At 35.7% G+C, this 25,925-nt stretch carries 26 protein-coding genes, 1 pseudogene and 1 other annotated feature; of the genes and pseudogenes, 9 read left to right on the forward strand and 18 right to left on the reverse strand.

What is annotated here, in order from left to right; translation table 11 throughout:
* Positions 1 to 59: 59 nt before the first annotated feature.
* The 5 genes from AB9L17_RS18905 to AB9L17_RS18925 all read right to left on the reverse strand — a co-directional run bounded on the left by AB9L17_RS18905 (position 60) and on the right by AB9L17_RS18925 (position 2,592).
* Positions 60 to 293 carry a hypothetical protein gene (locus AB9L17_RS18905; RefSeq protein WP_375199627.1) on the reverse strand — a complete coding sequence of 78 codons (234 nt, stop codon included), beginning with the start codon at positions 291 to 293 and terminating at the stop codon, positions 60 to 62.
* A gap of 215 nt (positions 294 to 508) precedes the next feature.
* Positions 509 to 811: a hypothetical protein gene (locus tag AB9L17_RS18910; RefSeq protein ID WP_375199628.1), complete on the reverse strand. Its 303-nt coding sequence runs from the start codon at positions 809 to 811 to the stop codon at positions 509 to 511.
* Between the two features lie 272 nt (positions 812 to 1,083).
* A complete protein-coding gene (locus AB9L17_RS18915) occupies positions 1,084 to 1,419 on the reverse strand; it encodes a hypothetical protein (RefSeq protein WP_375199629.1) in 336 nt (111 codons plus the stop codon).
* Positions 1,420 to 1,549: 130 nt separating this feature from the next.
* The gene (locus tag AB9L17_RS18920; RefSeq protein ID WP_375199630.1) at positions 1,550 to 2,338 is read right to left on the reverse strand and encodes a helix-turn-helix domain-containing protein; all 789 of its coding nucleotides are present in this window, start codon (positions 2,336 to 2,338) and stop codon (positions 1,550 to 1,552) included.
* Between the two features lie 32 nt (positions 2,339 to 2,370).
* Positions 2,371 to 2,592, reverse strand: coding sequence for a hypothetical protein (locus tag AB9L17_RS18925; protein ID WP_141903875.1), 222 nt, complete (start codon positions 2,590 to 2,592; stop codon positions 2,371 to 2,373).
* Between the two features lie 204 nt (positions 2,593 to 2,796).
* Between AB9L17_RS18925 and AB9L17_RS18930 the strand changes: the two genes are divergently transcribed.
* Complete coding sequence (locus AB9L17_RS18930; RefSeq protein ID WP_274772799.1) at positions 2,797 to 3,024, forward strand: helix-turn-helix domain-containing protein; 228 nt, start codon at positions 2,797 to 2,799, stop codon at positions 3,022 to 3,024.
* Between the two features lie 62 nt (positions 3,025 to 3,086).
* Here the strand turns inward: AB9L17_RS18930 and AB9L17_RS18935 are convergent, their stop codons facing one another.
* A complete protein-coding gene (locus AB9L17_RS18935) occupies positions 3,087 to 3,410 on the reverse strand; it encodes a helix-turn-helix domain-containing protein (protein WP_375199631.1) in 324 nt (107 codons plus the stop codon).
* Positions 3,411 to 3,781: 371 nt separating this feature from the next.
* On the opposite strand from AB9L17_RS18935, the gene AB9L17_RS18940 reads away from it, so the two are divergent.
* The gene (locus AB9L17_RS18940; RefSeq protein ID WP_375199632.1) at positions 3,782 to 4,597 is read left to right on the forward strand and encodes a hypothetical protein; all 816 of its coding nucleotides are present in this window, start codon (positions 3,782 to 3,784) and stop codon (positions 4,595 to 4,597) included.
* Positions 4,598 to 4,674: 77 nt separating this feature from the next.
* On the forward strand, positions 4,675 to 4,995 hold the full coding sequence (locus tag AB9L17_RS18945; RefSeq protein ID WP_347722775.1) for a hypothetical protein: 321 nt from the start codon (positions 4,675 to 4,677) through the stop codon (positions 4,993 to 4,995).
* A 154-nt stretch (positions 4,996 to 5,149) separates the two neighbouring features.
* On the opposite strand, the gene AB9L17_RS18950 is transcribed toward AB9L17_RS18945, so the two are convergent.
* The 8 genes and pseudogenes from AB9L17_RS18950 to AB9L17_RS18985 form a co-directional block, all read right to left on the reverse strand.
* A complete protein-coding gene (locus tag AB9L17_RS18950; RefSeq protein ID WP_375199633.1) occupies positions 5,150 to 6,214 on the reverse strand; it encodes an SEC-C domain-containing protein in 1,065 nt (354 codons plus the stop codon).
* Between the two features lie 232 nt (positions 6,215 to 6,446).
* Entirely contained in the window at positions 6,447 to 7,316 is an 870-nt protein-coding gene (locus AB9L17_RS18955) for a hypothetical protein (RefSeq protein ID WP_375199634.1), read from the reverse strand.
* A gap of 165 nt (positions 7,317 to 7,481) precedes the next feature.
* On the reverse strand, positions 7,482 to 8,294 hold the full coding sequence (locus AB9L17_RS18960) for a DUF6414 family protein (protein ID WP_375199635.1): 813 nt from the start codon (positions 8,292 to 8,294) through the stop codon (positions 7,482 to 7,484).
* Positions 8,295 to 8,482: 188 nt separating this feature from the next.
* Complete coding sequence (locus tag AB9L17_RS18965; RefSeq protein WP_375199636.1) at positions 8,483 to 8,647, reverse strand: hypothetical protein; 165 nt, start codon at positions 8,645 to 8,647, stop codon at positions 8,483 to 8,485.
* 35 nt (positions 8,648 to 8,682) lie between these two features.
* Positions 8,683 to 9,273, reverse strand: coding sequence for a hypothetical protein (locus tag AB9L17_RS18970; protein WP_375199637.1), 591 nt, complete (start codon positions 9,271 to 9,273; stop codon positions 8,683 to 8,685).
* 31 nt (positions 9,274 to 9,304) lie between these two features.
* The gene (locus AB9L17_RS18975; protein ID WP_375199638.1) at positions 9,305 to 9,811 is read right to left on the reverse strand and encodes an HK97 family phage prohead protease; all 507 of its coding nucleotides are present in this window, start codon (positions 9,809 to 9,811) and stop codon (positions 9,305 to 9,307) included.
* Between the two features lie 196 nt (positions 9,812 to 10,007).
* Entirely contained in the window at positions 10,008 to 10,145 is a 138-nt protein-coding gene (locus AB9L17_RS18980; RefSeq protein WP_140423013.1) for a Com family DNA-binding transcriptional regulator, read from the reverse strand.
* A gap of 641 nt (positions 10,146 to 10,786) precedes the next feature.
* Positions 10,787 to 12,021, reverse strand: a pseudogene (locus AB9L17_RS18985) (IS110 family transposase).
* 975 nt (positions 12,022 to 12,996) lie between these two features.
* Here AB9L17_RS18985 and AB9L17_RS18995 point away from each other — a divergent pair.
* The 4 genes from AB9L17_RS18995 to AB9L17_RS19010 all read left to right on the forward strand — a co-directional run bounded on the left by AB9L17_RS18995 (position 12,997) and on the right by AB9L17_RS19010 (position 16,648).
* A complete protein-coding gene (locus AB9L17_RS18995; protein WP_375199641.1) occupies positions 12,997 to 13,176 on the forward strand; it encodes a hypothetical protein in 180 nt (59 codons plus the stop codon).
* 564 nt (positions 13,177 to 13,740) lie between these two features.
* Positions 13,741 to 13,941 carry a hypothetical protein gene (locus AB9L17_RS19000; protein ID WP_375199642.1) on the forward strand — a complete coding sequence of 67 codons (201 nt, stop codon included), beginning with the start codon at positions 13,741 to 13,743 and terminating at the stop codon, positions 13,939 to 13,941.
* A gap of 558 nt (positions 13,942 to 14,499) precedes the next feature.
* Entirely contained in the window at positions 14,500 to 15,705 is a 1,206-nt protein-coding gene (locus AB9L17_RS19005) for an iron-containing alcohol dehydrogenase (RefSeq protein ID WP_068984003.1), read from the forward strand.
* A gap of 133 nt (positions 15,706 to 15,838) precedes the next feature.
* Positions 15,839 to 16,648, forward strand: coding sequence for a cobalamin-binding protein (locus AB9L17_RS19010; RefSeq protein WP_375199643.1), 810 nt, complete (start codon positions 15,839 to 15,841; stop codon positions 16,646 to 16,648).
* 106 nt (positions 16,649 to 16,754) lie between these two features.
* On the opposite strand, the gene tyrS is transcribed toward AB9L17_RS19010, so the two are convergent.
* Positions 16,755 to 18,023: a tyrosine--tRNA ligase gene (gene tyrS / locus AB9L17_RS19015; protein ID WP_375199644.1), complete on the reverse strand. Its 1,269-nt coding sequence runs from the start codon at positions 18,021 to 18,023 to the stop codon at positions 16,755 to 16,757.
* An 83-nt stretch (positions 18,024 to 18,106) separates the two neighbouring features.
* Positions 18,107 to 18,310, reverse strand: a binding site (T-box leader).
* A 104-nt stretch (positions 18,311 to 18,414) separates the two neighbouring features.
* On the opposite strand from tyrS, the gene AB9L17_RS19020 reads away from it, so the two are divergent.
* Entirely contained in the window at positions 18,415 to 21,519 is a 3,105-nt protein-coding gene (locus tag AB9L17_RS19020) for a transglycosylase domain-containing protein (protein WP_223556993.1), read from the forward strand.
* Positions 21,520 to 21,615: 96 nt separating this feature from the next.
* Positions 21,616 to 22,497, forward strand: coding sequence for an NAD-dependent epimerase/dehydratase family protein (locus tag AB9L17_RS19025; protein ID WP_223556991.1), 882 nt, complete (start codon positions 21,616 to 21,618; stop codon positions 22,495 to 22,497).
* Positions 22,498 to 22,683: 186 nt separating this feature from the next.
* On the opposite strand, the gene AB9L17_RS19030 is transcribed toward AB9L17_RS19025, so the two are convergent.
* The 3 genes from AB9L17_RS19030 to argJ form a co-directional block, all read right to left on the reverse strand.
* Complete coding sequence (locus tag AB9L17_RS19030) at positions 22,684 to 23,817, reverse strand: acetylornithine transaminase (RefSeq protein WP_375199645.1); 1,134 nt, start codon at positions 23,815 to 23,817, stop codon at positions 22,684 to 22,686.
* A 102-nt stretch (positions 23,818 to 23,919) separates the two neighbouring features.
* Complete coding sequence (argB, locus tag AB9L17_RS19035) at positions 23,920 to 24,711, reverse strand: acetylglutamate kinase (RefSeq protein ID WP_375199646.1); 792 nt, start codon at positions 24,709 to 24,711, stop codon at positions 23,920 to 23,922.
* Positions 24,674 to 25,906, reverse strand: coding sequence for a bifunctional glutamate N-acetyltransferase/amino-acid acetyltransferase ArgJ (gene argJ / locus AB9L17_RS19040; RefSeq protein WP_375199647.1), 1,233 nt, complete (start codon positions 25,904 to 25,906; stop codon positions 24,674 to 24,676). The genes argB and argJ overlap by 38 nt, the downstream gene beginning before the upstream one ends.
* Positions 25,907 to 25,925 lie beyond the last annotated feature (19 nt).

The following is a 25,925-nucleotide window of genomic DNA, read 5'->3' on the forward strand; positions in this document are numbered from 1 at the left end:
TAAAATAGCGACATGAAAGCCCTCATTATATCTTACTTACAACTTTCATTAAAACATAATCAAAAAATCGCTTTTTTTATTTCATCTTTTAGTCTGTTGACCATCGGCGTTGGCCAATGGTTTATTATTGGCTCTAATTTTCCAAAGTCGAATTTTCCTTTTATCCTATCGTGTTCAAAAATCACTACCTCACTTACTAATTGATTTCCTTGTCTTACATCTTCTACAAGTACAGGATAAAATGGGTCGTCAAATTGGTCTGTTAGTGGTATTATTCTATAATAAAACGACATTGAAATTCACCTTCCTTTAGTCTTTCTTTATATTAGGCAAAATTAATACTACCTTGTCGTAGTAATCTCATATCTCCTTCACTCTAAAATTTTGGGTGATGTCTTTTTTATGCCTTCCTCAAAACAAGGAAGCCCTCAATTTCATGAAATACAATGCCTAACTTTTTAAACACAACTTTTCCAACTTGCAAAGTGAAAAACCAAACCTATAATCTCTATGTAATAATTCTCTGGGCAAAACCAACCGCTACTATAAATGGTCCATTCACTTGAAATTCATAAGGAGATGAGCTTAACATTGTGACATTAGGATCATTAATAAAATTGGTAGTCTGCCCTCCCATTACTGCTCTATTTTTGGCTGAGATTATTATAGTATCAAGCCCAAATGTAGCTACATTATACTTAATAATTTCAGTATACTTTTTATCAAAAATTATATTGTATACTGCACTGTCGATTTCATCTATCAAAATACCATTGTCCTTATAATTTTTTATTAGTTCATCTTTAGTCATTATTTTCACCTTCAATCGAGTTATTTTGTACTATTTTAACATATAATCCTTTTGATGTAATTAAATCATTTTGTCCCTTCAAGGTTTATCAGAAATGTCGATAACTCATTTAAGAAGCAGCTACCACTTCTGCTCCCTTTTCCGTTATAATAAGTTGCTACTTCTTCAAAGCTTTCTGGTTCTCTACTAAACTCTTTAATAAATGTTTTTATGTTGTTTTCTATAGAAAAGTAGTTCCACAACCCTCTGTGTTGTTTATTCAAGCTTAGAAGCTACATCGATTTCTCTAAATCGCCTTTAAATATTGTGTTGAATAGTTCTTCCGAATGATTGTTAATTGCTTCAACTTCTTTTGCTATTTCTTTAAACAATGGATAGAATCCCATATCGATTAAACGAACAGTATCACGTATTTCATTAATTGATAAATATGACATGCCAGGATCTTTATCCCAACCTTTATAAATGATTTCATCAATTCTTTCCATTAGCCTTGATACTGCATTCTTCACAACCTCTAATTGAATCATCTGTGCTGATAAGTTATATACATTACCGCTATTTTCTTGTACAACTGTTTCTAATGTGTGTTGTGTATGTTGCTGCATGTTTTCATTCCCCTTTTTCGTCTATGTTTTATTTAGTTGAGACTGCATTCAAAAGTAATTGTTTGTTATGATCAGACATTACACGCCATTCTTTAACCGTTACTTTCATGTGTCTTCACTTCCTTCATATTTAAAATACTTCTGTTGGTTCATCTCTATCAGTCAGCCAGTTGTAGAAAGGTACTGGACGTACATTTTTAGGCTTTTTCTTAGCATATGATGTATTCGTTGTTGGATTCTTACCTATATGCTGTACTGCTTTGTTATGAGCTCCTATGAATACTGCACGTAATGTCTTTGTAACTGTCAGCACACCGTCTCTAATATCGTTGGCCATTTTAAAAATAATGTTTTTTGCCAAAATGAATTCCTGAATGTTACTTACATTAGATGCTAGTACCACTTTATGCAGATCATCCTTAAATTTATCTGGGATAGGTAATGAATGCATAAAATCAAATAGCATTTGTTGATACTCATTCATGAACTCTTTGCACGCTTCCCTATCGGCATGAGCCAGGTTATAAGTTTTTTGTAATGGAACAACCTCACATTCCTCAAAAGGCTCGCCAGGATCTTCGCATATTTCAGATTGGATAGGCAAAATAATATAGATGTTTGCACCACGTCCTCCCTTTATCTTCGTTGTTGTTTGTTTTTTGATAATCCCTAGTGATTCCAATTTTGAAATGGCTCTATAAACTGTCTTTGTGCTAATCTCCAATGATGTTGCGATTGTGGAAGCTTTTAAATGACATACCCCTGGATGTTCCAAAGCATGACTAGCAAGCTTGAAAACGATGGCACGTTCTGATTCAGTCAAATCGTAGTAGTGTGCTGCAATGTGATTCTCTACAGCTGTATCCATGTCTGCTATTGATTCAAATGTTGTATATTGTGCTAAGTATTCAAATGCCATCGTTTTCACCTCACTTTCTATCACCAAATAAATTAATAAACTACATGTACATTTCCATCTTCTCGAATTTGTACAGGTTGTCCGTCTACATCATCAAAATAAACTTTTCCCCAACCTTCGATATGTTCCCAGTAACCTAAATTGTATTTGTCACCATATCTCTTTTTGAAATACTCTCTAGCTTCTTTGTAGTCCTTGAATTTCGGAAAATTTGCTTCATCTTCTCTTGAAATTTTAAAACCAAAGTATGTCATAGTGTTTCACCTCTCTTTCCTGCAGCAAGTGAGTAATTTTCTATGATAAATAAACCCCAACACATTAACCTTACAAGGTTAATATATCACCACGAAAAGTTATTGTAAAGTTAAATTTTAACCCCGCAAGGTTACTTTTTAATATTTTCAAAAACTATTTAACTTCAAAAGTGATATAATTAAAGTTAAAAAAGAGGTATTGTAATGGCTATAAAATCAAATTTAAGAATTTTAATGGCTGAGCATCGTATTGATGGAATATCAGAATTAATGGCAAAGTCAGGACTTAGTAGAAATGCTATTAATCGATTGTATAAAGGGACTGAAGAGGAGATGAAATCAACAAATTTAAAAACCTTGATAACTCTATGTGAAGTTTTTGAATGTAAACTATCAGATTTACTAGAATTCACTCCAGATTCCACAAAGTAAGATCAACACATAAAAAGGACGCCCAATAACCCAGGTGTCCTTTTAAGTTTTTCTAAATTATTTCATTCGGTATTCATTAACCATTTTTCGATTGTAGGTCTGTAAAATAAAATTCTTCCCCTCACTTTTATATGTGGAATTTCATTTTGACGAACCATAGTATAAATCGTTGTGGTGCTTACTTGTAATTCTTCTGCTATTTCATCTACAGTCATTGTCATTTTTTTATCAGAGTCCACAATTATTTTTTCAGGTTCCATAGTTATTTTTTTATCGGGTTCCACAATTATAGGGTGGTCAACTTGTGGTGTAGGAGGCTTAATTAATTCAACTTCTAGATCAGCCGGTAGCTCTATTAATAATTCTAATTTCAAATATTGTTTCATGGGCACGCTCCAATCATTTTTTTATTATCATTGCCAATTATTAAGCTGTATAAAATATAAAAAACACTCTTGGTTCATCATGCAGCTGAAAGTGTTTTTCTTTTGGCTATAATAAAAAGCAACCACATTTCTGCAGCTGCTTGATTATATATATTAATTATTAAGAGCATGTTTTAAAAGATTAAAAGAATAAATGATTAAGTTTCAAAATTTATAGATTTATGCTTACTCTCCCAATGGATCTCAGCATTTCAACGTTAGGACACTGCGGTGGGACAAAAAGATAATTTACTTTTTGATTGTCGGTTTTTTATTTTTCCAATAAAATTACAACAAAGGGGATATACCACTAAACACACTAGGAGGAAAATATGGATACAGCTTTGTGTACCTTTAATAATACTAGATATAATTCTTACGATTTCAATTTACTACCAGAACCAGAAAAATTATTTCTTAGACAACATCTAGAGTGTATTGAATGTAAAGGAAAAGCAAGTTTTCGAAAAGCTTCCACTGATAACAAACCGCCTTGTTTTGCTGCAACTCATATTGGCAAATGCTCAAAGGAAAGTTCATCAAAATCTGTATCAAGTAGCCCAGGGAAAAATAAAGTGTCTAAAATAATTGTTAATCCAAATGAAATTAAACTGAAGAAAACGAATTTTTTCACAGCACCTAGTTCTGTTACTCAAACGCAAGGAACAGGGAATGTTGGTGCAAAAAAAGGACACAATAGAAACTCCTTTACGCTTGACCCTGCAAAAAAAACAACTAAAAGCAAAACTTTAAGGAATATATTAAATCAGCATTTAGAAGGTGCTTTAAATAATACCAAGTTGAATATCACCGTAAATAATAAAAGTTTCCCTTTAAAAGATATACTCTTTGATTGGGATAAAATGATTATTCATAATATATCAGGTTTTTATTGCGGATATATCAGAAACTCTAATAAACGAATATGGCTAAATACCAACTCAAACAACAACCTTAGTATTCTACTTGATGATACTGTGGCAGATACTATTTGGAGTGATTTACCTTATAAATCTGGTTCATGGAATAATGGAGTTCCAGTGATTGTATACGGAACACCTCGAGTGAGTCCTAACGGGAAAACATTTATCAAAATTTTTGACATAGAAAATATATACATTTCTAAAAAACACTATAAAAAAATTTAGAGCTCAAACTCTATTGGAAACTTAAAAAGAATTGTATTTGTATGAAGAACCTAAATTATAGCTAAAGGAGGAACTATATGATCGGTGTAGTAGGTATTGCCTCTATTCGTTCCTGTTATTCAAAGATTGAAAACAATACTATCGTTGAAAATGATTCTGCAACAATAAAAATCTTAAAATCGAACACCATAATCATTGACGGAGAAAATTACACTGATTGTGAAGTTAAATTTCTTATTCGTATGCAAACCAATATTGAATGTAAATCCTTAGATGACTATGTTGGACATGTCTATCCATTCCTTAAAAATTTAATAAAAGGAACTATAACCCGTGTTCAAATCATAAAAATTATTGATTTAGGACCAGCCCCCTTAAAGCACATATCTCAAATATAAAGCTGTGCAACTGTATCGCCTCACATAAGTAAACTATTCACAAAGGATAAAGATTATTTCACGATTATCCCCCGATGCTTTCTATTATCACCGTATATTTGGACTACATAAGCAAGACCACCCATCACTGAGTGGTCTTTTTTGGACCATCTTTTTATTTATTATTATCAGTGATTTTTCTATTTGAAAAATCAATATCAAATATAGAACGTCTCTCATTTTCTGAATGCAAATTAAATTTAATTGGCCTCCACTGACTGTAAACATGTGTTTCAGAAAAAATTTCTATATTTATACATGATGGGTCCAATTCAATTTCTATAGCATTGTAATCATAACTATAATAAAATTTATATCCCTTATGATCTATATCTGGGAAATTATTTTTAAATTTCTCATTATATTCTGGTTTGAAATAATTAATTAAGCCCGCTTCTGTTACATTAATAATTTGATTATCGATCCTCAATGGTGGATTAGACATTACTTTAGCTAAATGTTCCAAATCTTCACTTTCAGTAGTGAGATAATTTTTACTTATTCCATCGAACGATGAAAACAATCTAGGGGTAAACTCCCACAAACTTATAGCCACTTCAACTTCAATATTCCTATGACTAACATCAGCCAAGATTTTTTGCAATGTGCTATGAGAACCCAGTCTTTGAATTGCATCTCGTTCTCCAGCCTTTCCATAAGATTGGCCTACATATAAAATTTTTGATTTTAACCGTTCATTATAAAAATTCGTATATAGGCAAAGAATATCTGTTTGTATACCCCCACCTTCAACATTTCGAAGGATTAAGCCTTTATTCCCTATTAATTCATAAGTAAAAAATTCCTTATGATTTCCTTCAATGAATTGTATTTCAATCTTTTTAATAGACACATCTTCAACAACACCTACCTGAATCAAAATTTCTACATGAGTATCAAAAATTTTGATTCCATCTTTAACAAAGCTTAATCTAGGAATCTCATGAATCATATATATGTGATAATTTGTATTTGAAACATCTACCTTATCTAAATCATTGGGATAACAAATTGCCACAGTAGAAGAATACGTGTGTAACGCAAATTCACTCATGTATTTTCTAGGCAAGCCATTATTTAAATTTGATAGCGTTTGCGTATATTTTAGATTATCAATGCAACAATGTTTAAACTTCTTCCCCGATCCACATGGACATTTTTCATTTCTTTCTATCTTCATTTCTAAACCTTCTTTCTTCAATATATTAAGTTTACAGGTAAATATATTTATTTTATTTACGGGGCTATATTCTGTTCAAATACCAATCCCTAATGAAAATTTTTTATACAACTATTTCGTTTTGATAGTTTAATAATACCTTAAATAACATTTATTTGTACAAGCATCTATTTACATTCCAACTAATTATAAAAAGCCACACCTGGTGTTAGGTGTGGCTTAAATTTGTAAATTAATTGTTTTTAAATAGTTTATTGTATATTAAATTAAACTTTTCTCTATCCGTTATACTTATCGTCAATAATTGACCTGCATATTCAAAGGATTGAACATAATTTCCTACTAATATTAATTTTTCAATTAAAACCAAAAGTGGGACATCTTTTTCTTTAATCTTCCCGTTTTCTCTATGTTTAATTTTATAACTTTTTGTTTTATCTACATAATTTATTGTTGAGTGTGCCTCAGCATTCCGTAATTCTCTATCTATCATTTCCAACAAAACAGCATATTTATTCCCAGAATTAAACAACAAGATTTTATCATGTAAGGTCATTTTATTTATATTATAAAAATTATATGGCTCTTTTTTTACAATTTTCTCTAAACAAATTAATAGATTTAATGTTTTGCTAATATATTCAATACCATTCATATAAGCCACAGAAATTGATTTTGTATATCTTAATTTTTTTGCAAGATTTTGTGGGTCCGCGTTTGCTTCTTTTGCTAATAATTTTGTATCATTAAACACTCTAACATAATCAGTATATGCAGTCATGAATTCCATAGCCGTATTATCTTCGGGACCCAGTTTAAAATTAGCTATTAGTTTAAGTGATTTTTCAGGATTTTCTTTGACCGCTTGAATATATAACTTAAGTATAATTGAAAGATACTCGTATGTTTTGTGTTTATTCACTTGATTCTTATCTTCATGCCATTCTGTTAATACTCTAATAAAATAATCTACATCATCATAATTTTCCCTATCTTCAACTAACTTTCTTGCTTCTTCACCGTAATAACCTGATTCTATTAATAAATCTAATTCTTCTGCTGCTTCATTAAACTCCTCATATTTTATAAATTCTTTTTTCATATAAATCACACCTTTCCATCATCAATTGTAAACACATTGGTACTATATGCGAATTATGTAAATTTAAAGCGCAATAAAAAGCCACACCTTGTGATGCGACTTCTTACGTATTATTCACATTTGTCTGAACAAGTATTTAATGTATATCTGATACCTTCACAATAATTATTCTTGATAAATTGCTATTGGAGTTAATTCAATTGCAGGACCCTTTATTTCAAATGAATCTTCATTAATTTCACCAACATCAAAAGATAAATTTTCATTATCTAGAGTAGGAAGAATCGTCAGTAATTGCTCCTTCTTCATACTTAACTTACCAGGTAATAATTTCATTAAATCTACTTTTTGATGTGGTTGATATACCCTTTTTATTTTCGCTAAGATAGTAAACTCACCCTCAAGATCATACTTATCTTCAACGAAATTATTTGAATCTAACGATGTAAAGAATTTATGATCCCCTTCAATATAAGGTTCTATTAGCATAGTGACTTTCTTATATTTAAAAATGTTTGATGCTAATTCTATTTTTTGAATCTGGTCTTGAGTGCTAGCCACTTCAAAAAATCCTTTAAATTGTTCAACAACATCAAACATGGAGGATAAAACTAATTCGGCTGGAGATTGTTTAAATTCTCCTGTGATCAGCAAGAACTCACCCGTCTTCAATTGATTCCAAATATCATCATCAAAGCCAACTAACGTTTGAATCATATTTTGACTATCTAAAATAGTGTATAAATCTTTAAATAGGGCAGCATCTGACTTTTTAATCTGACCCTCAATTTGATGCTGACTGCCATTGTCTCTACGGTATTTTGCTAGTATTTTACCAGCGTTCCCGCCTAACTCCATTGAGCCTTGATTACTAGTTTGTTGTGTTACATTGTACTCTGTCATTAAATCATCAACTAACATTTCTAGATATTGTTTTGTTCTCTTACCATCTTGCCAATAAATTGTAGGTAAAAACAATTATCGCACCCCCTAATAGCACATTAATCATACATATTTGTTGTAATAAATCTCCACTTTTATCTTAAAACAAACTGTATAATATGTCACTATTGGAAAAGTAAAACAATGAATGAAAATAAGTTAGATTTTTCGATACGAAAATAAAAACATCTACCGAAGTAAGTGTTTTTTTAATCTTGTATTAACTATTTATCTATGGTACTTCCACAAGATGGGCAAGATTCAACCTCTACTGCATATCCAGAACTGATTAGATTCTGGGCAACATTAAGGTCTTGAATTTCAAAAACTTGTCCCTTATGGAAACTACCCATAGCACCACTAAAACTTTGCAACGCTCTTAATTTCATGTTTTACACCTCCTTCTCAAATGTAAGAATTACATCTATAAGGACCAGTCAGGATTGGATTTAATTGTAGAACACTGTTCAAACATATCCTTCACTTCTTGGATGATGTCCCCATTTTGAATATGTGAAAGTGCTGCTTTTGTTTGGCGATATTCCGCTCTTTCCAGATTATTTTCCACTAGAATAATAATGTCTAAATATAAATCATTTACATCTTCATGCTCTTCTTTGAGTTTGTTATACGCTGCAATTACTTCTCCTTTTTTCTTCAAAAAATCATTAAAAAGTTTGTCTCTTTTTTCACATGCTTTTGAAAACGATTTAGATAACTCTTGTCGATCATCATCCAATAAAATAAACTTCGCTTTGCTGTTTTCATTTAAAATGACCTCTATTCCTCTAATTTCGATTTCTAGACCAGCAATGTCTTGTTTAATCTCTTTCATTCGACTAAGAGCGCCCTCGTTTAAATCAGTGAGGTATGCCTGCTCCTCAAGTTCATATTCCACCTGTAAATCATTAACTTCATTACGCTTTTCGTTAAGTTTAAGTGCTAATTTTTGCTTATTTTCGATGTATAAATTAATTTTGTTAATAGTTTTAGAGTTTATTTGTTCTATATTCATATTGCTTTCATTCCTTTCAATTTTAGAAATTTCATTTCTCCCCAATAATATCTAGTGAATTATTAGGTGTAGCACTAATTTCAACTGATGTATCGTTGTAAGCTGGAGTCTGTCCCATCCCTGCAAGAGACACAGACTTTAAAGATAAATCCCTAATAAATCTTCTTTTAATACCGTCGTTTCCCGTGATCCAATGCTGTCTATAAGGCTTGAATTCAAAAGACCAACCCCTTAGTTCACCATTTTCAGCCTGTTTAATCACTAGTGGATCTGTTATTGTACATTTAATACGCAATCCTAAATTATCTTCATACAATTCAACATTTCCTTGTTTTATTGATCCCAATTTCCGCGACTCCCTGTGATTAAATATCAAGTCCACATCTTCAGCCAACAATAAAGCTTTTTCAAATGCACCTGGTAGAATAATTTCAATAAAATCCCCATATTCCTCGCTATGCAGCACCTCACTTGGTCTGCCGACTAAATTCACATAACCTTTTAATGTGATACTTTTTAAATTTATTAGTTTATTCAATTTCCTCACCTCCTTAAAAATTTTCATTTAGGGAATTTTTTTAGAGCAAATGGGGGCAGTCGGTGTACCGTATTTTCGATATTTTTAATCCAAAACCCCGGGGGTACTCTCCAAAATAATATTTTTTAATAGAAAATAAAAAATCCAATAACATACACACCACTGTGCAGCTACTGGACTTCGAGAGTCTCTATTATTATTTAACTTTGTAATGATTGATTGCTTTACAGCGTGTGCATTGTACTTCTAAATCGCAATCACTTGTACTTACTTCATACTCTTTATTCGCTTTAAGTAATAGCTTTCCGCATTTTGTGCATCGTAGTTCTTTCATAAGTTCACCTCATTATCTTTTAAGTATTGAGAGAATCACGAGTGTGTTCCTCTTTCATTTTTTCATCATGCCAATAACGTTCACCAATTAATGTTAGATTATTTATGACAGCTTTCCTTAAGGTTTCATAATCCACCTTCTGAGAATGCTCAAAATAACGTATAAACAGCTTTCTATCTTCCACGCTAATTAGTTCGCATATCTCCTTGAAACGCTTGTATTGAAGTCGTATGCGTTCTAAGCGTTTCTTATATGATGCTTTCTCGTCAATAATCATAAATGATAGAATATCCGCCCTACTCGAAAGAGATTGATCATTATACTCTTTCAAGTAGTAAATTACTATTTTGTAGAAAAAGACCCGAGTAGCAATTACACGGTTAGGGGTTTGTTTAAAGTTTTTCGTATTAGAATAATCAGAAAATCAGATTCACCGTTATTGAATTTTGCGTATTATCGAAAATGAAAGCCCAGTGGTAATATGTCAACCATAAAAAACATCGAAACTGGAAACTCTTAAGTTAGTAAGCATCTAAAAAACTGTTTTTAAGCGTACTCAAATAAACCTCGCATTTTTCGCGCAAAAAAAGGGCGAAAATGGAAGTCGGTTCAAAGGTTTGAAAGAAAGAGAATGGGTAAATTTACTCTCTCCTTTCGGTTGGTATGTACAGCTGATTCGTGCGTAGTAGCGAATGCACGAGGCGTACAAGTTTTCTAGCGGTTAAGACGAGAGCGCGTTTGTGTTGATTTTTCGTAACTTCATTAAATTTCTTTTGATAAAAGGTTTTGTATTCAGTGTCATTTTTTCGTATGGCATCAGCGGCTTGAACGAGATAGTAGCGTAAATACTTATTACCGGTTCGCACACGATGGGTGTTTTCTGATTCATATTCACCTGATTGATATTGTGACCATACAAGTCCTGCGTATTTCGCTAAAGCGTGATGATCATCAAAACGCTTAATGTCACCAATTTCAGAGAGTAATCCCGCTGCGTACACAGGTCCTATGCCTTTTACTGATGTTAATGTTTGGGTGAATCCTTTCATCATACGCTCGATTTCTTTATCTAAGCGCTTGACTTGGGCTTCCATATGGCGAATCGTACTTAAAATCACCGATAGTGATAAATTAACGGGATCCGCCATCGTTTTGTCTAAACGAAAGGAGTTGCGAGCCAGCTTTTGAAGATATTTTGCGATTTCTTCTGGTTCCGCAAAACGATTCTTGCCCTTTTCTTGTAAGAACTCTACTAGCTCTTCTAGTGGCATTTCTGCAATCATTTCAGGATCGAGCTCTTCAATGACTGCTAAACTCGTCGTACCAAATGTGTTAGAGAACGGATTATCTTGGCGTAAGCCACTAAGTTTTAAAAACAGTTGATTTAACATGTACGTTTTATTACGCGCAATTTCATGCATCATGTGAAAACGTGTACGTGTTAAACGGCGAAGCGCCTCGTGTTGAAGGGTTTCTTGCATATCATATGGCAAGCGTCCAAAGCGTAAATGATCCGCAATTACCCAGGCATCAATTCGTCGTTTTTCGGTAACGTATCGTAGCCTTTTTTAAAGCGTGCTACTTTTCGAGCATTGAGCATAAACACCGCTGTTTGAAACAAGGGTGCATAGCCCTGTAACTGATTTTTCAAATAATGGGCTAGGTGCCAACTATATTGGTCCGTTGACTCCATCCAAATTTTTAATTGTGTAAGCTGATTCTTTTCCGCTGTTTTCAAAAGCTTTTGAATCAAGGTGTTCGCACCTTCTATATCATTAGAAACAGAAAAATCAGCAAGCGAATGACCCTCGCCATGCATGAATTGGACATGATGGGAGCGCATACTCACGTCGATACCGACTAGCATTTGTGACATGCCAATCACCTCCTATAGTGGGAATAATCAAGATTGCCTCAGACCTGGGTGCCTAGTCGAATCATCGATGTCTGCCTCGTGATGAGCAATCAAAGTGAAGAAGACCATAATGAGCGCTACACTCTCTTCTCCAACAACGTCGCAGCCAGTGGTTAGACCTTCAATAATGAACGATGGGTAGCAGGCTTTTTAAGCAGTGCACAAAAAGTGCCCGCAAGGGGGAATAGCTATTTCCTGTGTCAACCTTGTCCGTTCCATTGTCTCATGGGCACAGTCCGAGTGAAATACAAGTTGAAATAAAAAAGACGAAGTACTAAAATGGAGCCTCCTCCATCCTTCGCCCAAACGATATAAAATTGGATAACACAAATAAGCAGGTAAGCACCTGTTAGCTATACTATTTTGAATGGTTAAAATGGAAGTTTCCTTTTGGGTCCCTCGTGTAAACCAGGGTCAAAACAGGTAAAACATAAAAAAGAGTGAGGGAGCCAAAAGGCGACTATCTCCTATAGGAAATCCAACAGATCCCCCAGTTGTCCGGATCAACTGGAAATTCTATCGGAAAGAGCTCTTACTACTAATATACGAGGGGGAAGAACATGAAAAACATGACAAAAAACATTCTTATTTTTTCTCTAGGCTTTGTGACGTTCTTCATTTTCTCAATCATTTTCAGATTTTTCTTTTAAAACAAAGGGGTAAAACGAAAAAGCAACTAAAGTTCCCAGTTATGGGCTGGAGTTGTTAACTCATAACGTCTGCTATTGGAAGTAGTCCAAACAAACTTAGAACAGCTTATGTATAGAGGGCAACACTGTTACGTGGTATCTGTTTATGCAAACGGTGTTAAACCAAGTTCGTCGAAGATAGCTTATGTATATTCATTCATATAGTAGTGCCCCCTAAAGTTAAAGTTTTTATTATGCAGCTAATTGGATGGCATGAATTCGGTATTTTAATTTCAGGAGGGATAACATGAAAAAAATAGCTATTTTGGTACTAATTTGTTCTTTGCTAGGTATTATTATTAGAATTTATGATATCGGGAAATCAAGAAATACAATATTCTCCATTTATAATATTGATTTAATTATTCTTTATATAATAGTAATCTTTAGTTTGGTGCTCAGTTTAAAACTTGATCCAAAGAAATGAATCCGAATATAATTTACAGTATATTCAACTTATTTGTGTTTGATATTTTAAATACTAGTCAATGTTGTTAAACTCACTACAATCATGTATTAAAGATAAACCATCACTGTCCTTCTTAAATTCAAATTTGGCAAAGGTAATAACTCTATTATATTCTTTACCGAACCAATACTACGTTTGTGTACCCAAACTGTCCTAAGAAAGGAGACCTACCCCACCCAAGAATTCTTTAATAATAAAAACCCTAGAAACCTTATTAGATTAATGGCTCCTAGAATTTTTTTCATCGCTAAAATTTTCAAACGATAGCTGTTGTACTCGATTTTGATACAATTTCCCTCTTCAGCTTTTTTCGTTTAGTTCGCAATATAAGCCCAACTATTAGGTAAAGAATTGTAGTAATAATACCTGCCGTTGGAGAAGCAATACATACTTTTCCCTCCCAGTCTCCACTCCAATTAACTTTTAGTGATGAGCCCTGAAAATGCTAAAAAAATAAAAAAGAAACCTTCTGTCTTTACGGAAGTCTAAATAGAAAATATTTCAAATTACAAGGAGGGAATTATGGGGTTTTCTGAACTTACTGTGATGGCCTTAATTTATAGTGGCATGATGATTTTTTTCTTAGTACCTTTTAAAAAGCAGCAAAGCAATTTTCAATCCATTTTTAAAGAAAGCTTACTTCATATCACTTTTCATAAAAAAAGCTTTACTGGCCCTCCTTTTATTAACCTTTTTGTTAATAGCTATTTGGTTCGGTTATGAGCAAGAGATCTATCATTTTAATGCTCACAGTGGTTATCCCCCTATCAATACAGATTCAGAAGCAACTTTCTATATGTGCGCATTAATTGGGTATACAGTCATTCTTTATTTACTTCTCGCAGTATGGATCTCCTTAAACATTTTAAAAAGAAAGGTAAATTAATTAAATATTCTAATAATTTATGACGTTTTTTTTGTACTTTACAATAGTAATCTCTCAATTTATAAACAACTTAATCACTACTTTTATAACAGAAACAATATATCAGTTTTTTACTATTCATCCCATCTTTAAAATAGAACAGACTTCCAAAAAATATATTTTACTTTTATAAGAAAACAATTTAAAAACGCTTTCAAATAAACATCCCTAGATAACTCAACCTTCCACCAACCCAAAATACACGCTAACTTTTTTATAAAATAATAACATGAATAAAATTAACAATTTTAATAAAAATACGAGTTGAACTTTTACAAGGATTAGAATAACATGAATTTCGGAAGGTGGTTCGCCATCATTCAAGCAATAACAATTTTGTTAAAGGGGTTGGAAATATGTCAGACGTTCTAAAGCAATTTGTAATGCCAAAAACAAACTTATTTGGACCTGGAGCAATTCAAGAAGTTGGTACACGCTTAAATGATTTAGAAGTGAAAAAGACATTAATCGTAACAGATGAGGGCTTACACAAATTAGGTCTCTCTGAACAAATTGCTAACATCATTACAGCTGCTGGAATTGATGTAGCGATTTTCCCGAAAGCAGAACCAAATCCAACAGATCAGAACATTGAAGATGGAGTTGCAGTATATCATGCCGAAAACTGTGATTCAATCATATCTCTTGGAGGAGGTAGCGCACACGATGCAGCGAAAGGTATTGGACTTATTGCTTCGAATGGTGGACGCATTCATGATTACGAAGGCGTTGACAAATCTCAAAACCCATTGGTGCCATTAATCGCTATCAACACAACTGCTGGTACTGCAAGTGAAATGACTCGCTTCACAATTATCACGGATACAGAACGCAAAGTGAAGATGGCCATCGTTGACAAACATGTTACACCACTTCTGTCGATTAATGACCCAGAGTTAATGGTTGGCTTACCTCCTGCCCTAACTGCGGCAACTGGTTTAGATGCATTAACACATGCGATCGAATCGTTTGTATCGACAAACGCAACACCAATTACTGATGCATGTGCTGAAAAGGTACTTCAGTTAGTTCCTGAATATTTACCACGTGCCTATGCAAACGGTGCAGATTTAGAAGCACGTGAGCAAATGGTATACGCACAATTTTTAGCAGGTATGGCATTTAATAATGCATCACTTGGCTATGTACATGCGATTGCTCATCAATTAGGTGGCTTCTATAACCTACCACACGGCGTATGTAATGCTATTTTATTGCCACATGTTTGCCGCTTCAATTTAACAGCACGCACAGAGCGTTTTGCAAGAATTGCTGAATTATTAGGCGAAAACGTTGAAGGATTAAGTAAACGTGATGCTGCTGAAAAAGCAATTGCAACAATTGAAAATCTCTCTAAAGATTTAAACATTCCATGTGGCTTCCGCGAATTAGGTGCGAAGGATGAGGATATTGAAATCTTAGCGAAAAACGCAATGTTAGATGTATGTGCTGCAACAAACCCACGTAAAGCAACTTTAGAAGACATTAAACAAATTATTACGAACGCGATGGGCCCTGTAGCGAAGAAAGAAGAGTCACTTGAAGCTGTCGCACTTTCTTAATAAACAATAAAACAAATAGAACGGCATGTCTTTTACAGGCATGTCGTTTTTGTTGAGTCGAAAATGCGTTCGCTCATTGTATGTAACGCCAACACTCGCTATACTTTTCTTAAAAAGAATTGGAGATATGAATATGCGTTTAATCTCAATTTGTCCTAGTAATACTGAGCTCGTCGCTTATCTAGGTTTGACAGATCAGCTTGTTGGTGTCGATGATTTCTCAGATTGGCCATTAGCAGTTAAAAACTTACCACAGCTAGGTCCAGACCTATCCATTAATATGGACGCATTAGAAGCATTACAGCCTGATCTTGTACTTGCATCCTTAAGTGTACCCGGTATGGAAAAAAATATTGAAGCTCTACAAGCAAGAAATATTCCTCACATTGTTTTTAATGCCAATTCATTAGAGGAAATCGCACAAGATCTCCATACATTGGGTAAAGCCTGTGGAGTTGAAGATCGAGCTAGAAAAATTTCTGAGGAATATTTACAATATATTGAACGTCTTCGCTCTGTTGCACAAACGATTCCTAAAAAACCTACGCTCTATTGGGAATGGTGGCCGAAACCTTTTTTTACACCAGGTAAAATAAATTGGCTAACTGAAATTAGCACCATTGCTGGTGGGCAAAATCTGTTTCAAGATGTAGAACTCGCAAGCGTGCAAACTGATTGGGCAGATGTAGTAAGGCGCAATCCAGACTATATTATGATGGCTTGGGTAGGAGTTGCCTTCGAGCGTATTCAACCTGCAATTTTATTAAAACGTCCACATGCGCAGGAGCTACAGGCAGTTCAAATGAAACAGCTTCACGTGATGGAGGAATGGCTTTATTGTCGCCCATCACCTCGCCTAATAGAGGGTGCATTGAAACTTGCCCAAATACTTCACCCAAAAGAATATGGGCACTTAAAGCTTCCTAGTTTTTTAGATAGCTAAAACCCCTCGTTTTGCCAAAGAGCCATACTTTATTTAATAGAACACCCAAAATAAAACATCCCCTCAAATATTGAAGGGATGTTTCGTTTTGTTGTATAGGTTTGAATTAAACAAACTTCACCATATGGTATTTTTTCTTACCGCGACGTACAATGCTAAACGCATCCTCTAAACGATCCTTGCCGTCGATGACATATTCTAATTCAGTGACCTTTTCACCGTTCACGCTAATCGCACCATTCGTTACGTCTTCACGAGCTTGACGTTTTGAAGGTGAAATGCCTGCTTCCACAAGTAAATCTACGATGTTTTTATCTTCTTTCGCCATTTCAAAAGAAGGAACATCTTTAAACGCATCCTTCATTTCATTAGCAGAAAGTGCTTTTAAATCACCAGAGAATAATGCAGCAGTAATACGAATTGCTTGATCTAATGCTTCTTGACCATGAATTAAACGAGTCATTTCTTCTGCTAGGGCTTTTTGTGCCTTACGTAAATGTGGTTCCTCTTCCACAGATACTGCTAAAGCTTCTATCTCTTCACGAGAAAGGAATGTAAAGATTTTTAAGTATTTTACAACATCAGCATCTGCAGCATTAATCCAGAATTGGTAGAACTCGTATGGGGAAGTTTTCTTGCCATCTAACCATACAGCACCACCAGCTGTTTTACCGAATTTTGTACCATCTGCTTTCGTTACTAATGGAATCGTTATACCAAATGCTTTCGTCTCTTCCTCATGCGTTTTACGAATAACTTCTAAACCAGTTGTAATATTCCCCCACTGATCAGAACCACCTACTTGAATGCGACAGTTGTAATGGTTGTATAAATGATTGTAATCAATACCTTGAATTAAAGTGTACGCAAACTCAGTGAATGAAATCCCTGTGTCAAGACGTGATGCAATTGTATCCTTTGCTAGCATGTAGTTCACATTAATTAATTTCCCGTAATCGCGTAAAAACTCAATTGTATTGATATCGCCAATCCAGTCACGGTTGTTAACTAACTGCGCGCCATTTCCATCTTCTGCAAAGTCAAAAATACGCTCTAATTGACTACGAATACCTTGAACGTTTTTATCGATTTGCTCAACTGTTTGCAATTGGCGTTCTTCTGAGCGACCAGATGGATCTCCAATCATACCAGTCGCACCTCCTACTAGCAAAATCGGACGATGACCTGCTTTTTGGAATCGACGTAGTGTTAAAAGAGGCACAATATGTCCAATATGCATAGAGTCTGCAGTTGGATCTACACCACAGTATAAAGAAACAGACTGTTCATCTAATAATTTGGTCATACCTTCAGCATCAGTTTGTTGGTATAACAATCCGCGCCATTCTAAGTCTTGTAATAATTCGTTCGTCATTTCTATTCCTCCTAATGTGTTTAATGTTTCTTTACGTGTAGAGCCAATCTAAATAAAAAAGTCCCTACACGCAAAATATTGCATGCAGGGACGTTAATCACTAACGCGGTACCACCCGGCTTGAAGATGTCATCCATCTTCCTCTTCATTCAACCGCCTTTATCGCAGGCGCGCACGTCTAAGCTCCAAGCACGTAATTCGTCTCTACATTATGACCAGCTTTCACCAACCGCTGGCTCTCTAAACAGGGAATATAGACACTACTGCAAGCTCTTCATCACTAGAAAACTATAAGCATTATTCTATACGATTCTTTTTTTCATTGTCAATAACTATGTTCGAGCTAAATCAATATGTGCTATAATAAACAAGATTTTAGGAGGTCGATACATTGAAAGAATGGATTGAGAAAATCAATGCAAAGATCGAAGAATTATTAGTACGAAAATGGATGAAGAAATTACGCATTTCCGGAAGTGTTATCTGGAACTTATTTTTACTATTTTTAATCTTTGCATTGGTAGGCACTGTATTTGTCGGTTCAGTTGGTGCTGGCTATTTTGCTTCACTCGTTAAAGAAGAGCCTCTGCGCTCCAAAGAAGAATTGCGAACTCAAATTTTTAACTACGATTCAACCAGTGAAATTTATTTTGCCGACGATATTTATATTGGAAAATTACGTACCGATTTAGAACGTCGTGAAACAACATTAAATAATGTCTCACCAGATGTAATTAATGCCGTATTAGCGACAGAGGATGAGTATTTCCGTGAACACAACGGAATAGTTCCGAAGGCCGTTATTCGTGGGCTACTTCAAGACGTAACAAACTCTTCTACTCAAACAGGGGGCTCTACGCTAACACAGCAACTTATTAAAAACCAAGTATTAACAAACGAAGTATCCTATGAACGTAAAGCAAAAGAACTTTTACTTGCGATGCGTTTAGAGCATTTTATGACAAAGGAAGAAATTTTAGAGGCCTATTTAAATATTATTCCTTATGGTCGTAGCTCTTCAGGTCGAAATATCGCAGGAGTGGAAACTGCTGCTGAAGGTATTTTCGGCGTAAAAGCAAAGGATTTAACGCTTCCTCAAGCGGCGTACATAGCTGGTATTCCTCAAGCACCTTTTGCTTACACACCTTTTACAAATACAGGTGATCTTAAAAGTGAAGAAGCTCTTCAACCGGGCATTGATCGTATGAAAACTGTTCTTTATCGTATGAAAGACGCAGGTTATATTAACGAAGCGCAGTATAAACAAGCAATCGCTTATGATATCACTGCCGACTTCCGTTCACCCGAGATACATGCTGAGGATAGCTATCCATGGCTAACATATGAGCTCGAAAATCGCGCGAAAGAAATAATTGCTGAAAAACTAGCAAAAGAAGATGGTATTGATCCAGAACGCTTAAAGAATGAACAAAAATTAAAAGATAGATATATGATCTTAGCAGACCGTGATGTCCGTTCGAAAGGCTATCGTATTTATTCGACAATCGATAAAGATATGTACGATGCGATGCAAAAAGCAGCGGAAAACTTTAAATATTACGGTCATACGTATACAGCTAAAGAAAAGGACCCTGTAACAGGTGAAGAAGTTGAGGTTCAAATGCCTGTTCAGGTTGGTAGTGTTTTAATCGAAAATACTACTGGACGTATTTTAAGCTTCGTCGGTGGTCGTGATTTTGAATTAAAAAGTTATAACTATGCTACACAGGCAAAACGCTCAAATGGCTCAACAATGAAGCCTTTACTCGTATATGCACCTGCAATAGAATACGGTGTAATCGGTGCAGGTAGCCCGTTAGTCGACGTAAAATTCTCTATTGGTAATTGGAGTCCAAGCAACTATATTGCTAGTGATGAACGAGGACTTATACCTGCACGTGAGGCATTAGCTGATTCACAGAACTTATCTGCTTTACGTCTATATTATGATATTCTTAACAAACGTCCTGCCGATTATTTAGTAAAGATGGGGATTACGACCTTACAACCGGATGACTTCACAAACATTGCAGCCGGGATTGGGGGAGTAAAAGAAGGTATTACTGTTGAAGAGAACACCAATGCCTACTCAACTTTTGCAAATGGTGGACAATTCATCGACGCTTATATGATTGATAGAATTGAAGACCAAGATGGGAATATCATCTATAAACACGAAGTTGAACCTGTACAAGTATTCAGCCCTGAAACATCTTATATCATGACTGATATGATGCGAGATGTGTTATCACAAGGAACGGGTACAGTTGCAAAAAATACACTAAAATTCTCTTCTGACTTCGCTGCTAAAACTGGTACATCACAAAACTATAAAGATGTTTGGTTAGTCGGCTATAACCCGAATGTTTCTCTTGGAGTATGGATGGGTTATGATCAAAATCAATCACTGTATGCATTTAACAATACGTATCAGCAACCTAGTGTGCGTATTAACAAGCTATGGGGAACATTGATGAATTCTGTGTATGATGTAGATCCGCAATTAATTGACCCTAATACTAGCTTTAAGGCACCTAAAAACGTTGTGACTGCATCATTCTGTGGTATTTCTGGTTTAGCGCCTTCTGCAGCATGTGCGAATGCTGGTCTCGTGCGCTCTGATTTGTTTAATGCGAAAGTATTTTTACCTTCGCAGCCAGATGATAGCTTAGCTTCTTCTAGTGTAGTTACGATTAAGGGTAACACATATAATGCACTACCTAGTACACCACGAGAATTTGTAAAAGCAGGTGGTGCAGGTATTAATCAGGCATTTATTAAACGGATGCTAGGCCCACTTGGCGGTAATCCGGCTAGCCTATTACCAAAAAATTCGTCATTATCGAATTCAGCGGTATCAGCTGTTAATTTCCCAGCTGACAGTCATGCACCTGGAGCAGTATCTGCTTCAATTAATGGCAATACGTTATCTTGGTCAGGCTCTTCAAATGATGTAGTCGGTTACCGGATCTATAACGTAACAAACGGTGGTAGGACACTTGTCGGATCAGTACTTGAATCATCACAAAGTATGACGGTAGCAAGTGGTCAAGCCTATGCTGTTGTCGCTGTAGATATTACAGGTTTAACTTCACCGCAATCCAATGTCGTTTCTACTGGTGGCAGCGGAAGTGAAAAAAAACCTGAAGAAAAAGACGAACAAGAAAAGCCACCAACAACTCCACCTACTAACGAAAATGATTCGGACAATAATGAAAATGGCAATGGTTCCGATGGTAGTAATGAGGATGGCTCCAATACCGGCAGTGGTTCCGGGAATAACGGAAACAACTCGAATAATGGCAGTGGCTCCGGGAATAACGGAAACGGCTCGAATAATGGCAGTGGTTCCGGGAATAACGGAAACGGCTCTAACAATGGCAGCGGCTCCGGGAACAACGGAGACGGCTCGAATAGCGGCAGTGGCTCCGGGAATAACGGAAACGGCTCTAACGGAGGAGACAACGGAAATACAACTCCACCTCCTACCCAATAAAGATAAACAAGCTTGCTACAATCAATTTTGAATTGTAGTAAGCTTGTTTTTTTGTCATTATAAAGAGGACTACTAATTTGAAGAGGTGGAAAAAATATGAACATTTTAGTTTTAGGGGGCACTCGCTTTTTTGGTAAACAGCTCGTTGAACTTTGTATTGAAAATGGACATAATGTAACTATTTTAACACGTGGTCAAAGTGGAAATCCTTTTGGTACAAAGGTGAAGCAACTAGTTGTTAATCGAGATGATGCTAATGTGTTGTCACAAGTACTATCAGGTACAACATGGGATATTGTCTATGATAATATTTGCTATTCTCCAAATGAGGCACATCAACTAAGCAAAATTTTAGATGGTAAAACGAAAAAGCTCGTTTTCACCTCTACTCTCTCGACCTATGACATAAACAACATTGTCAAAACAGAAGAAGATTTTAATCCTTACGATTATGAAATTCGAATGGGAAAGCGTGAAGATTTTTCATATGGTGAAGGTAAACGACAAGCGGAGGCAGTACTTTTCAAAGAGGCTACATTCCCCGTCGTCGCTGTACGTTTCCCAATTGTTATGGGTGAGAACGACTATACACGCCGTTTACATTTTCACGTTGAGCGAATTTTACAGGATCAGCCTATTTCATTCCCAAATATTGAAGCAAAGATGAGTTTTATTACCGATGAAGAGGCCGCTGCATTTTTATATTTTGCTGGCATTACGCCTATTGAAGGACCTTATAACGCTACAGCAACGGATGCAATTTCGTTACAAGATTTAATGGGGCTTATTGAAGAAGCTAGTGGGAAGCATGCAAAAATTTCACTTGTAGGTGGCGATGAACAGTCGCAATCGCCATATGGAATTCCAGCAGATTGGTATATGTCAACTGCAAAGGCAGAAGCTGCAGGCTTTACATTTAGTCACCTTCACGATTGGCTCCCTGCTCTAGTAAAAACATTAGTAAAAGAGCTGAAATAAAATTTTACTAAGTTACCCAATAGTTTGCGGATGGCATTTGTTAAAACGTAAACCATGTAAGTTGATTGGAGTGGAGGCTGGGTTATGGTGATAAGTCTTTTTTGATTAGCTATTAAAAATCTGCTAAACTTCTTGTAAAAGGAAGTCTAGCAGATTCATTTTTTATCGTATTTAATTGTCTAGATACTATAGCAATATCGTTTTTAAAATCGCTATTGCTTCATCGATTTCTTCCTTTGACACGGTTAAAGGAGGTAATAGACGAATAACGTTTGGTCCCGCCCCTACCACTAATAAGCCCTTTTCCTCTGCTGCCGTTATAAAAGGAGCCACTTCAGTATCGCCACCACAGCCAATGCCAAGAAGCAAACCCTGCCCTTGAACTGTATACGTTGACGGTAAATTCGCTTTCAACTGCTTAACAAAATACGTGGAAAGCTCCTGTACATTTTGTAAAAAGGCCGGTTCAAAGATATGATCAAGCACGGTTTCCGCAACACTCATCGCTAACGGATTACCACCAAATGTTGTCCCATGTGTACCAGGACCAAATGTTTCATATAGCTCAGCTGTTCCAAGCATTCCGCCGACAGGGAAACCACCACCTAGTCCCTTCGCCAATGTTACAATATTTGGTTTCAATACAGTTTGCTCATAAGCATATCTTGTTCCTGTTCGTCCAATACCTGTTTGAACCTCATCGATGATTAGTAAAATACCTTTGTCATCACAGGCTTTCGCTATGGCTGCCGCGAATTCTGGTGATACGCTGTTAACACCGCCCTCACCTTGAATCATTTCCAACATAATGGCCGCGACAGAATCATCAATCGTTGCTTCAAGTGCTTCCACATCATTAAAAGGAAGAATCGTAAATTTTTCAACAAGTGGTCCGAAGCCATTATGTACCTTGCCCTGACCTGTTGCAGACATCGCTCCAAAAGTTCGCCCATGAAAAGATTTTTCAAATGTAATCAGATGATTTTTCCCTGTATGCTTACGAGCAAGCTTGATAGCCGCTTCATTTGCTTCTGCACCACTATTACAGAAAAATGCATAAGAAAAATGTGTGTTTGCTACTAATTTTTGAGCAACTTTCTCCTGACCCGGTATATCAAATAAATTAGAAATATGCCAAAGCTTTTCACTTTGATCATGAATAGCCTTCACAATCGCAGGATGGGCATGACCAAGACTCACTACAGCGATTCCACTTGTAAAATCTAAATATTTTTTCCCAGCAGCATCTTCTACTACAGTTCCTTGCCCTTTGACAATTTGGGCACGGCGTTTTCCATAGTTTCCAAATAAAGCACTCATTTTATCAACCCCTACTAATATTTTGCATAGGCAAAAATCTTCAAATATCTTCTCTAAATATCTATACTGCTTCCAGCAAATCATTAGAACGCTCAATCTTCACTATAATAAAGAATGACTTTTACTGGTTGAGGCTAAAATCGTCGTACCTTCTAAGGAATCTCCAACAATTTGCACCGATGGAATACCTGCACTTAAGCATTCAAGAGCTCCTTGTACTTTAGGTATCATCCCACCATAAATATAACCTTCCTCAATCCATTGATCGATTAAGGAAGACGTCGCTTCCGATTGATACTCATCATTAATTCGAATCCCACTTACATCCGTTACAAGTAATAGATTATCCGCATCTATAGCTAGTGCTATTTCACTTGCAACGGTATCTCCATTAATGTTTAACGCCTGACCATGTTCATCTGCTCCAACGCAAGCAATTACTGGTACAATACCCGCACTAATTAATGCTTCTAATAAAGATGTATTAACAGCTTTTACTTCACCAACAAAACCGTATACATCTTTGTCTAAATAATCCGCTACAAGTAACTGACCATCAAAGCCGTTTAAACCAATTGCAGCAATTCCAGCAGTTGTTAATTCATGAACAAGAGCTGGATTGACCTTTCCTATTAACGTTGACTGTACAATAGCAACTGCAGCTTCGTTCGTTACACGAATACCATTTAAAGTGTGTGATTCTACCCCGCGCGCCGCAAGTTCACGGTTAATGGCTGGGCCACCACCATGGGTAATAATAAGCTCTACACCACTCTCTTGTAGTTTTTTAAAATTCTTAAAAAACGACTCGTTTAAGCCTTCTAACGTACTACCACCAAGCTTAATGACCATTCGTTTACGAGCGGTATGATGCATTGATTTGAACGTAGTCATAAGTAAGATCACATCCCCAAGCATGCCCCTTGCCCTCACCCATACCAAGTGACACATAGATTTTTACTTCATTCATTTTTAAAATCTGAATTAACTCATCTTCTGAGAATGAAATGGGCTCACCATTTTCGACCATTGTTGCGCCACCAATTTGGATTGTAATGTTATCTGGATTAACTGTTGCACCACTGTAGCCTACAGCAGCAATAATACGTCCCCAGTTTGCATCACAGCCAAATACTGCCGTTTTCACAAGTGGTGAACCTACTACCGTTTTTGCAATTTTACGTGCTTCTTCATCCGAAATGGCCCCTTCTACTTCAACCTCAATCAGCTTCGTTGCCCCTTCACCATCTTTGGCAATCATTTTTGCTAAATCTTGCGCTACTGTTTTTAGAGTATAGTAAAAGTTTTGCCAATCTGGATGGTTAGGCGTTAAAGCTTCATTTCTTGCTAAGCCGTTTGCCATTACAACTACTGTATCATTTGTAGATGTATCTCCATCCACTGTGATTGCATTAAAAGTGAGATTTGTAATGTCAGATAATGCATACTGTAAAACATCAGATTCGATATTTGCATCCGTCGTAATAAAGCCAAGCATCGTTGCCATATTCGGTTCAATCATACCTGAACCTTTAGCAACCCCAGCAATAATTACCTCTTTACCGTCAATTGTCGTACTATAACTTGTGTTTTTCATAACAGTATCTGTTGTCATGATTGCTTGTGCAAAATCAATAGCACTTTCTAAATTATCCATAGGCTCTAACTGAATAATCCCATTTGCCACTGGCTCCATATTCATAATTTCACCGATGACACCTGTTGAGCAAACCCCTACTAGATTCGCCTCTATGCCAAGCTTTTCTGCCAGTAGGGACTGCATTGTTAGTGCATCCTTTACACCCTGCTTCCCTGTACACGCATTAGCATTTCCGGAATTAACAATCATCGCCTGCATTTTCTTCGTCGCGTACACAACCTCTTTCGTTACTTTTAATGGCGCTGCCTGAACTGCGTTCGTTGTAAATACACCTGCAACACTTGCTGGTACTTCACTGACTAACACAGCTAAATCTTTTTTCTTATGCTTTAATCCACAATGTAAACCCGCAGCTTTAAAACCCTTTGGTGAAACAATATTTTTACTTGACAATTTTTTCATAATACTAGTTGATGCTATTAATGTCATAAAATAATTCCTCCTTAGT

Source organism: Lysinibacillus sp. RS11, assembly GCF_042019215.1.
GTDB classification, from domain to species: Bacteria; Bacillota; Bacilli; order Bacillales_A; family Planococcaceae; genus Lysinibacillus; species Lysinibacillus xylanilyticus_A.

What these genes read in the sequence shown, in the direction of transcription:
- AB9L17_RS18905 (WP_375199627.1), bottom strand. Translation starts at nt 293, where the DNA reads ATGTCGTTTTATTATAGAATAATACCACTAACAGACCAATTTGACGAC.
- AB9L17_RS18910 (WP_375199628.1), bottom strand. Translation starts at nt 811, where the DNA reads ATGACTAAAGATGAACTAATAAAAAATTATAAGGACAATGGTATTTTG.
- AB9L17_RS18915 (WP_375199629.1), bottom strand. Translation starts at nt 1,419, where the DNA reads ATGCAGCAACATACACAACACACATTAGAAACAGTTGTACAAGAAAAT.
- AB9L17_RS18920 (WP_375199630.1), bottom strand. Translation starts at nt 2,338, where the DNA reads ATGGCATTTGAATACTTAGCACAATATACAACATTTGAATCAATAGCA.
- AB9L17_RS18925 (WP_141903875.1), bottom strand. Translation starts at nt 2,592, where the DNA reads ATGACATACTTTGGTTTTAAAATTTCAAGAGAAGATGAAGCAAATTTT.
- AB9L17_RS18930 (WP_274772799.1), top strand. Translation starts at nt 2,797, where the DNA reads ATGGCTATAAAATCAAATTTAAGAATTTTAATGGCTGAGCATCGTATT.
- AB9L17_RS18935 (WP_375199631.1), bottom strand. Translation starts at nt 3,410, where the DNA reads ATGAAACAATATTTGAAATTAGAATTATTAATAGAGCTACCGGCTGAT.
- AB9L17_RS18940 (WP_375199632.1), top strand. Translation starts at nt 3,782, where the DNA reads ATGGATACAGCTTTGTGTACCTTTAATAATACTAGATATAATTCTTAC.
- AB9L17_RS18945 (WP_347722775.1), top strand. Translation starts at nt 4,675, where the DNA reads ATGATCGGTGTAGTAGGTATTGCCTCTATTCGTTCCTGTTATTCAAAG.
- AB9L17_RS18950 (WP_375199633.1), bottom strand. Translation starts at nt 6,214, where the DNA reads ATGAAGATAGAAAGAAATGAAAAATGTCCATGTGGATCGGGGAAGAAG.
- AB9L17_RS18955 (WP_375199634.1), bottom strand. Translation starts at nt 7,316, where the DNA reads ATGAAAAAAGAATTTATAAAATATGAGGAGTTTAATGAAGCAGCAGAA.
- AB9L17_RS18965 (WP_375199636.1), bottom strand. Translation starts at nt 8,647, where the DNA reads ATGAAATTAAGAGCGTTGCAAAGTTTTAGTGGTGCTATGGGTAGTTTC.
- AB9L17_RS18970 (WP_375199637.1), bottom strand. Translation starts at nt 9,273, where the DNA reads ATGAATATAGAACAAATAAACTCTAAAACTATTAACAAAATTAATTTA.
- AB9L17_RS18980 (WP_140423013.1), bottom strand. Translation starts at nt 10,145, where the DNA reads ATGAAAGAACTACGATGCACAAAATGCGGAAAGCTATTACTTAAAGCG.
- AB9L17_RS18995 (WP_375199641.1), top strand. Translation starts at nt 12,997, where the DNA reads ATGAAAAAAATAGCTATTTTGGTACTAATTTGTTCTTTGCTAGGTATT.
- AB9L17_RS19000 (WP_375199642.1), top strand. Translation starts at nt 13,741, where the DNA reads ATGGGGTTTTCTGAACTTACTGTGATGGCCTTAATTTATAGTGGCATG.
- AB9L17_RS19005 (WP_068984003.1), top strand. Translation starts at nt 14,500, where the DNA reads ATGTCAGACGTTCTAAAGCAATTTGTAATGCCAAAAACAAACTTATTT.
- AB9L17_RS19010 (WP_375199643.1), top strand. Translation starts at nt 15,839, where the DNA reads ATGCGTTTAATCTCAATTTGTCCTAGTAATACTGAGCTCGTCGCTTAT.
- tyrS (WP_375199644.1), bottom strand. Translation starts at nt 18,023, where the DNA reads ATGACGAACGAATTATTACAAGACTTAGAATGGCGCGGATTGTTATAC.
- AB9L17_RS19025 (WP_223556991.1), top strand. Translation starts at nt 21,616, where the DNA reads ATGAACATTTTAGTTTTAGGGGGCACTCGCTTTTTTGGTAAACAGCTC.
- AB9L17_RS19030 (WP_375199645.1), bottom strand. Translation starts at nt 23,817, where the DNA reads ATGAGTGCTTTATTTGGAAACTATGGAAAACGCCGTGCCCAAATTGTC.
- argB (WP_375199646.1), bottom strand. Translation starts at nt 24,711, where the DNA reads ATGACTACGTTCAAATCAATGCATCATACCGCTCGTAAACGAATGGTC.
- argJ (WP_375199647.1), bottom strand. Translation starts at nt 25,906, where the DNA reads ATGACATTAATAGCATCAACTAGTATTATGAAAAAATTGTCAAGTAAA.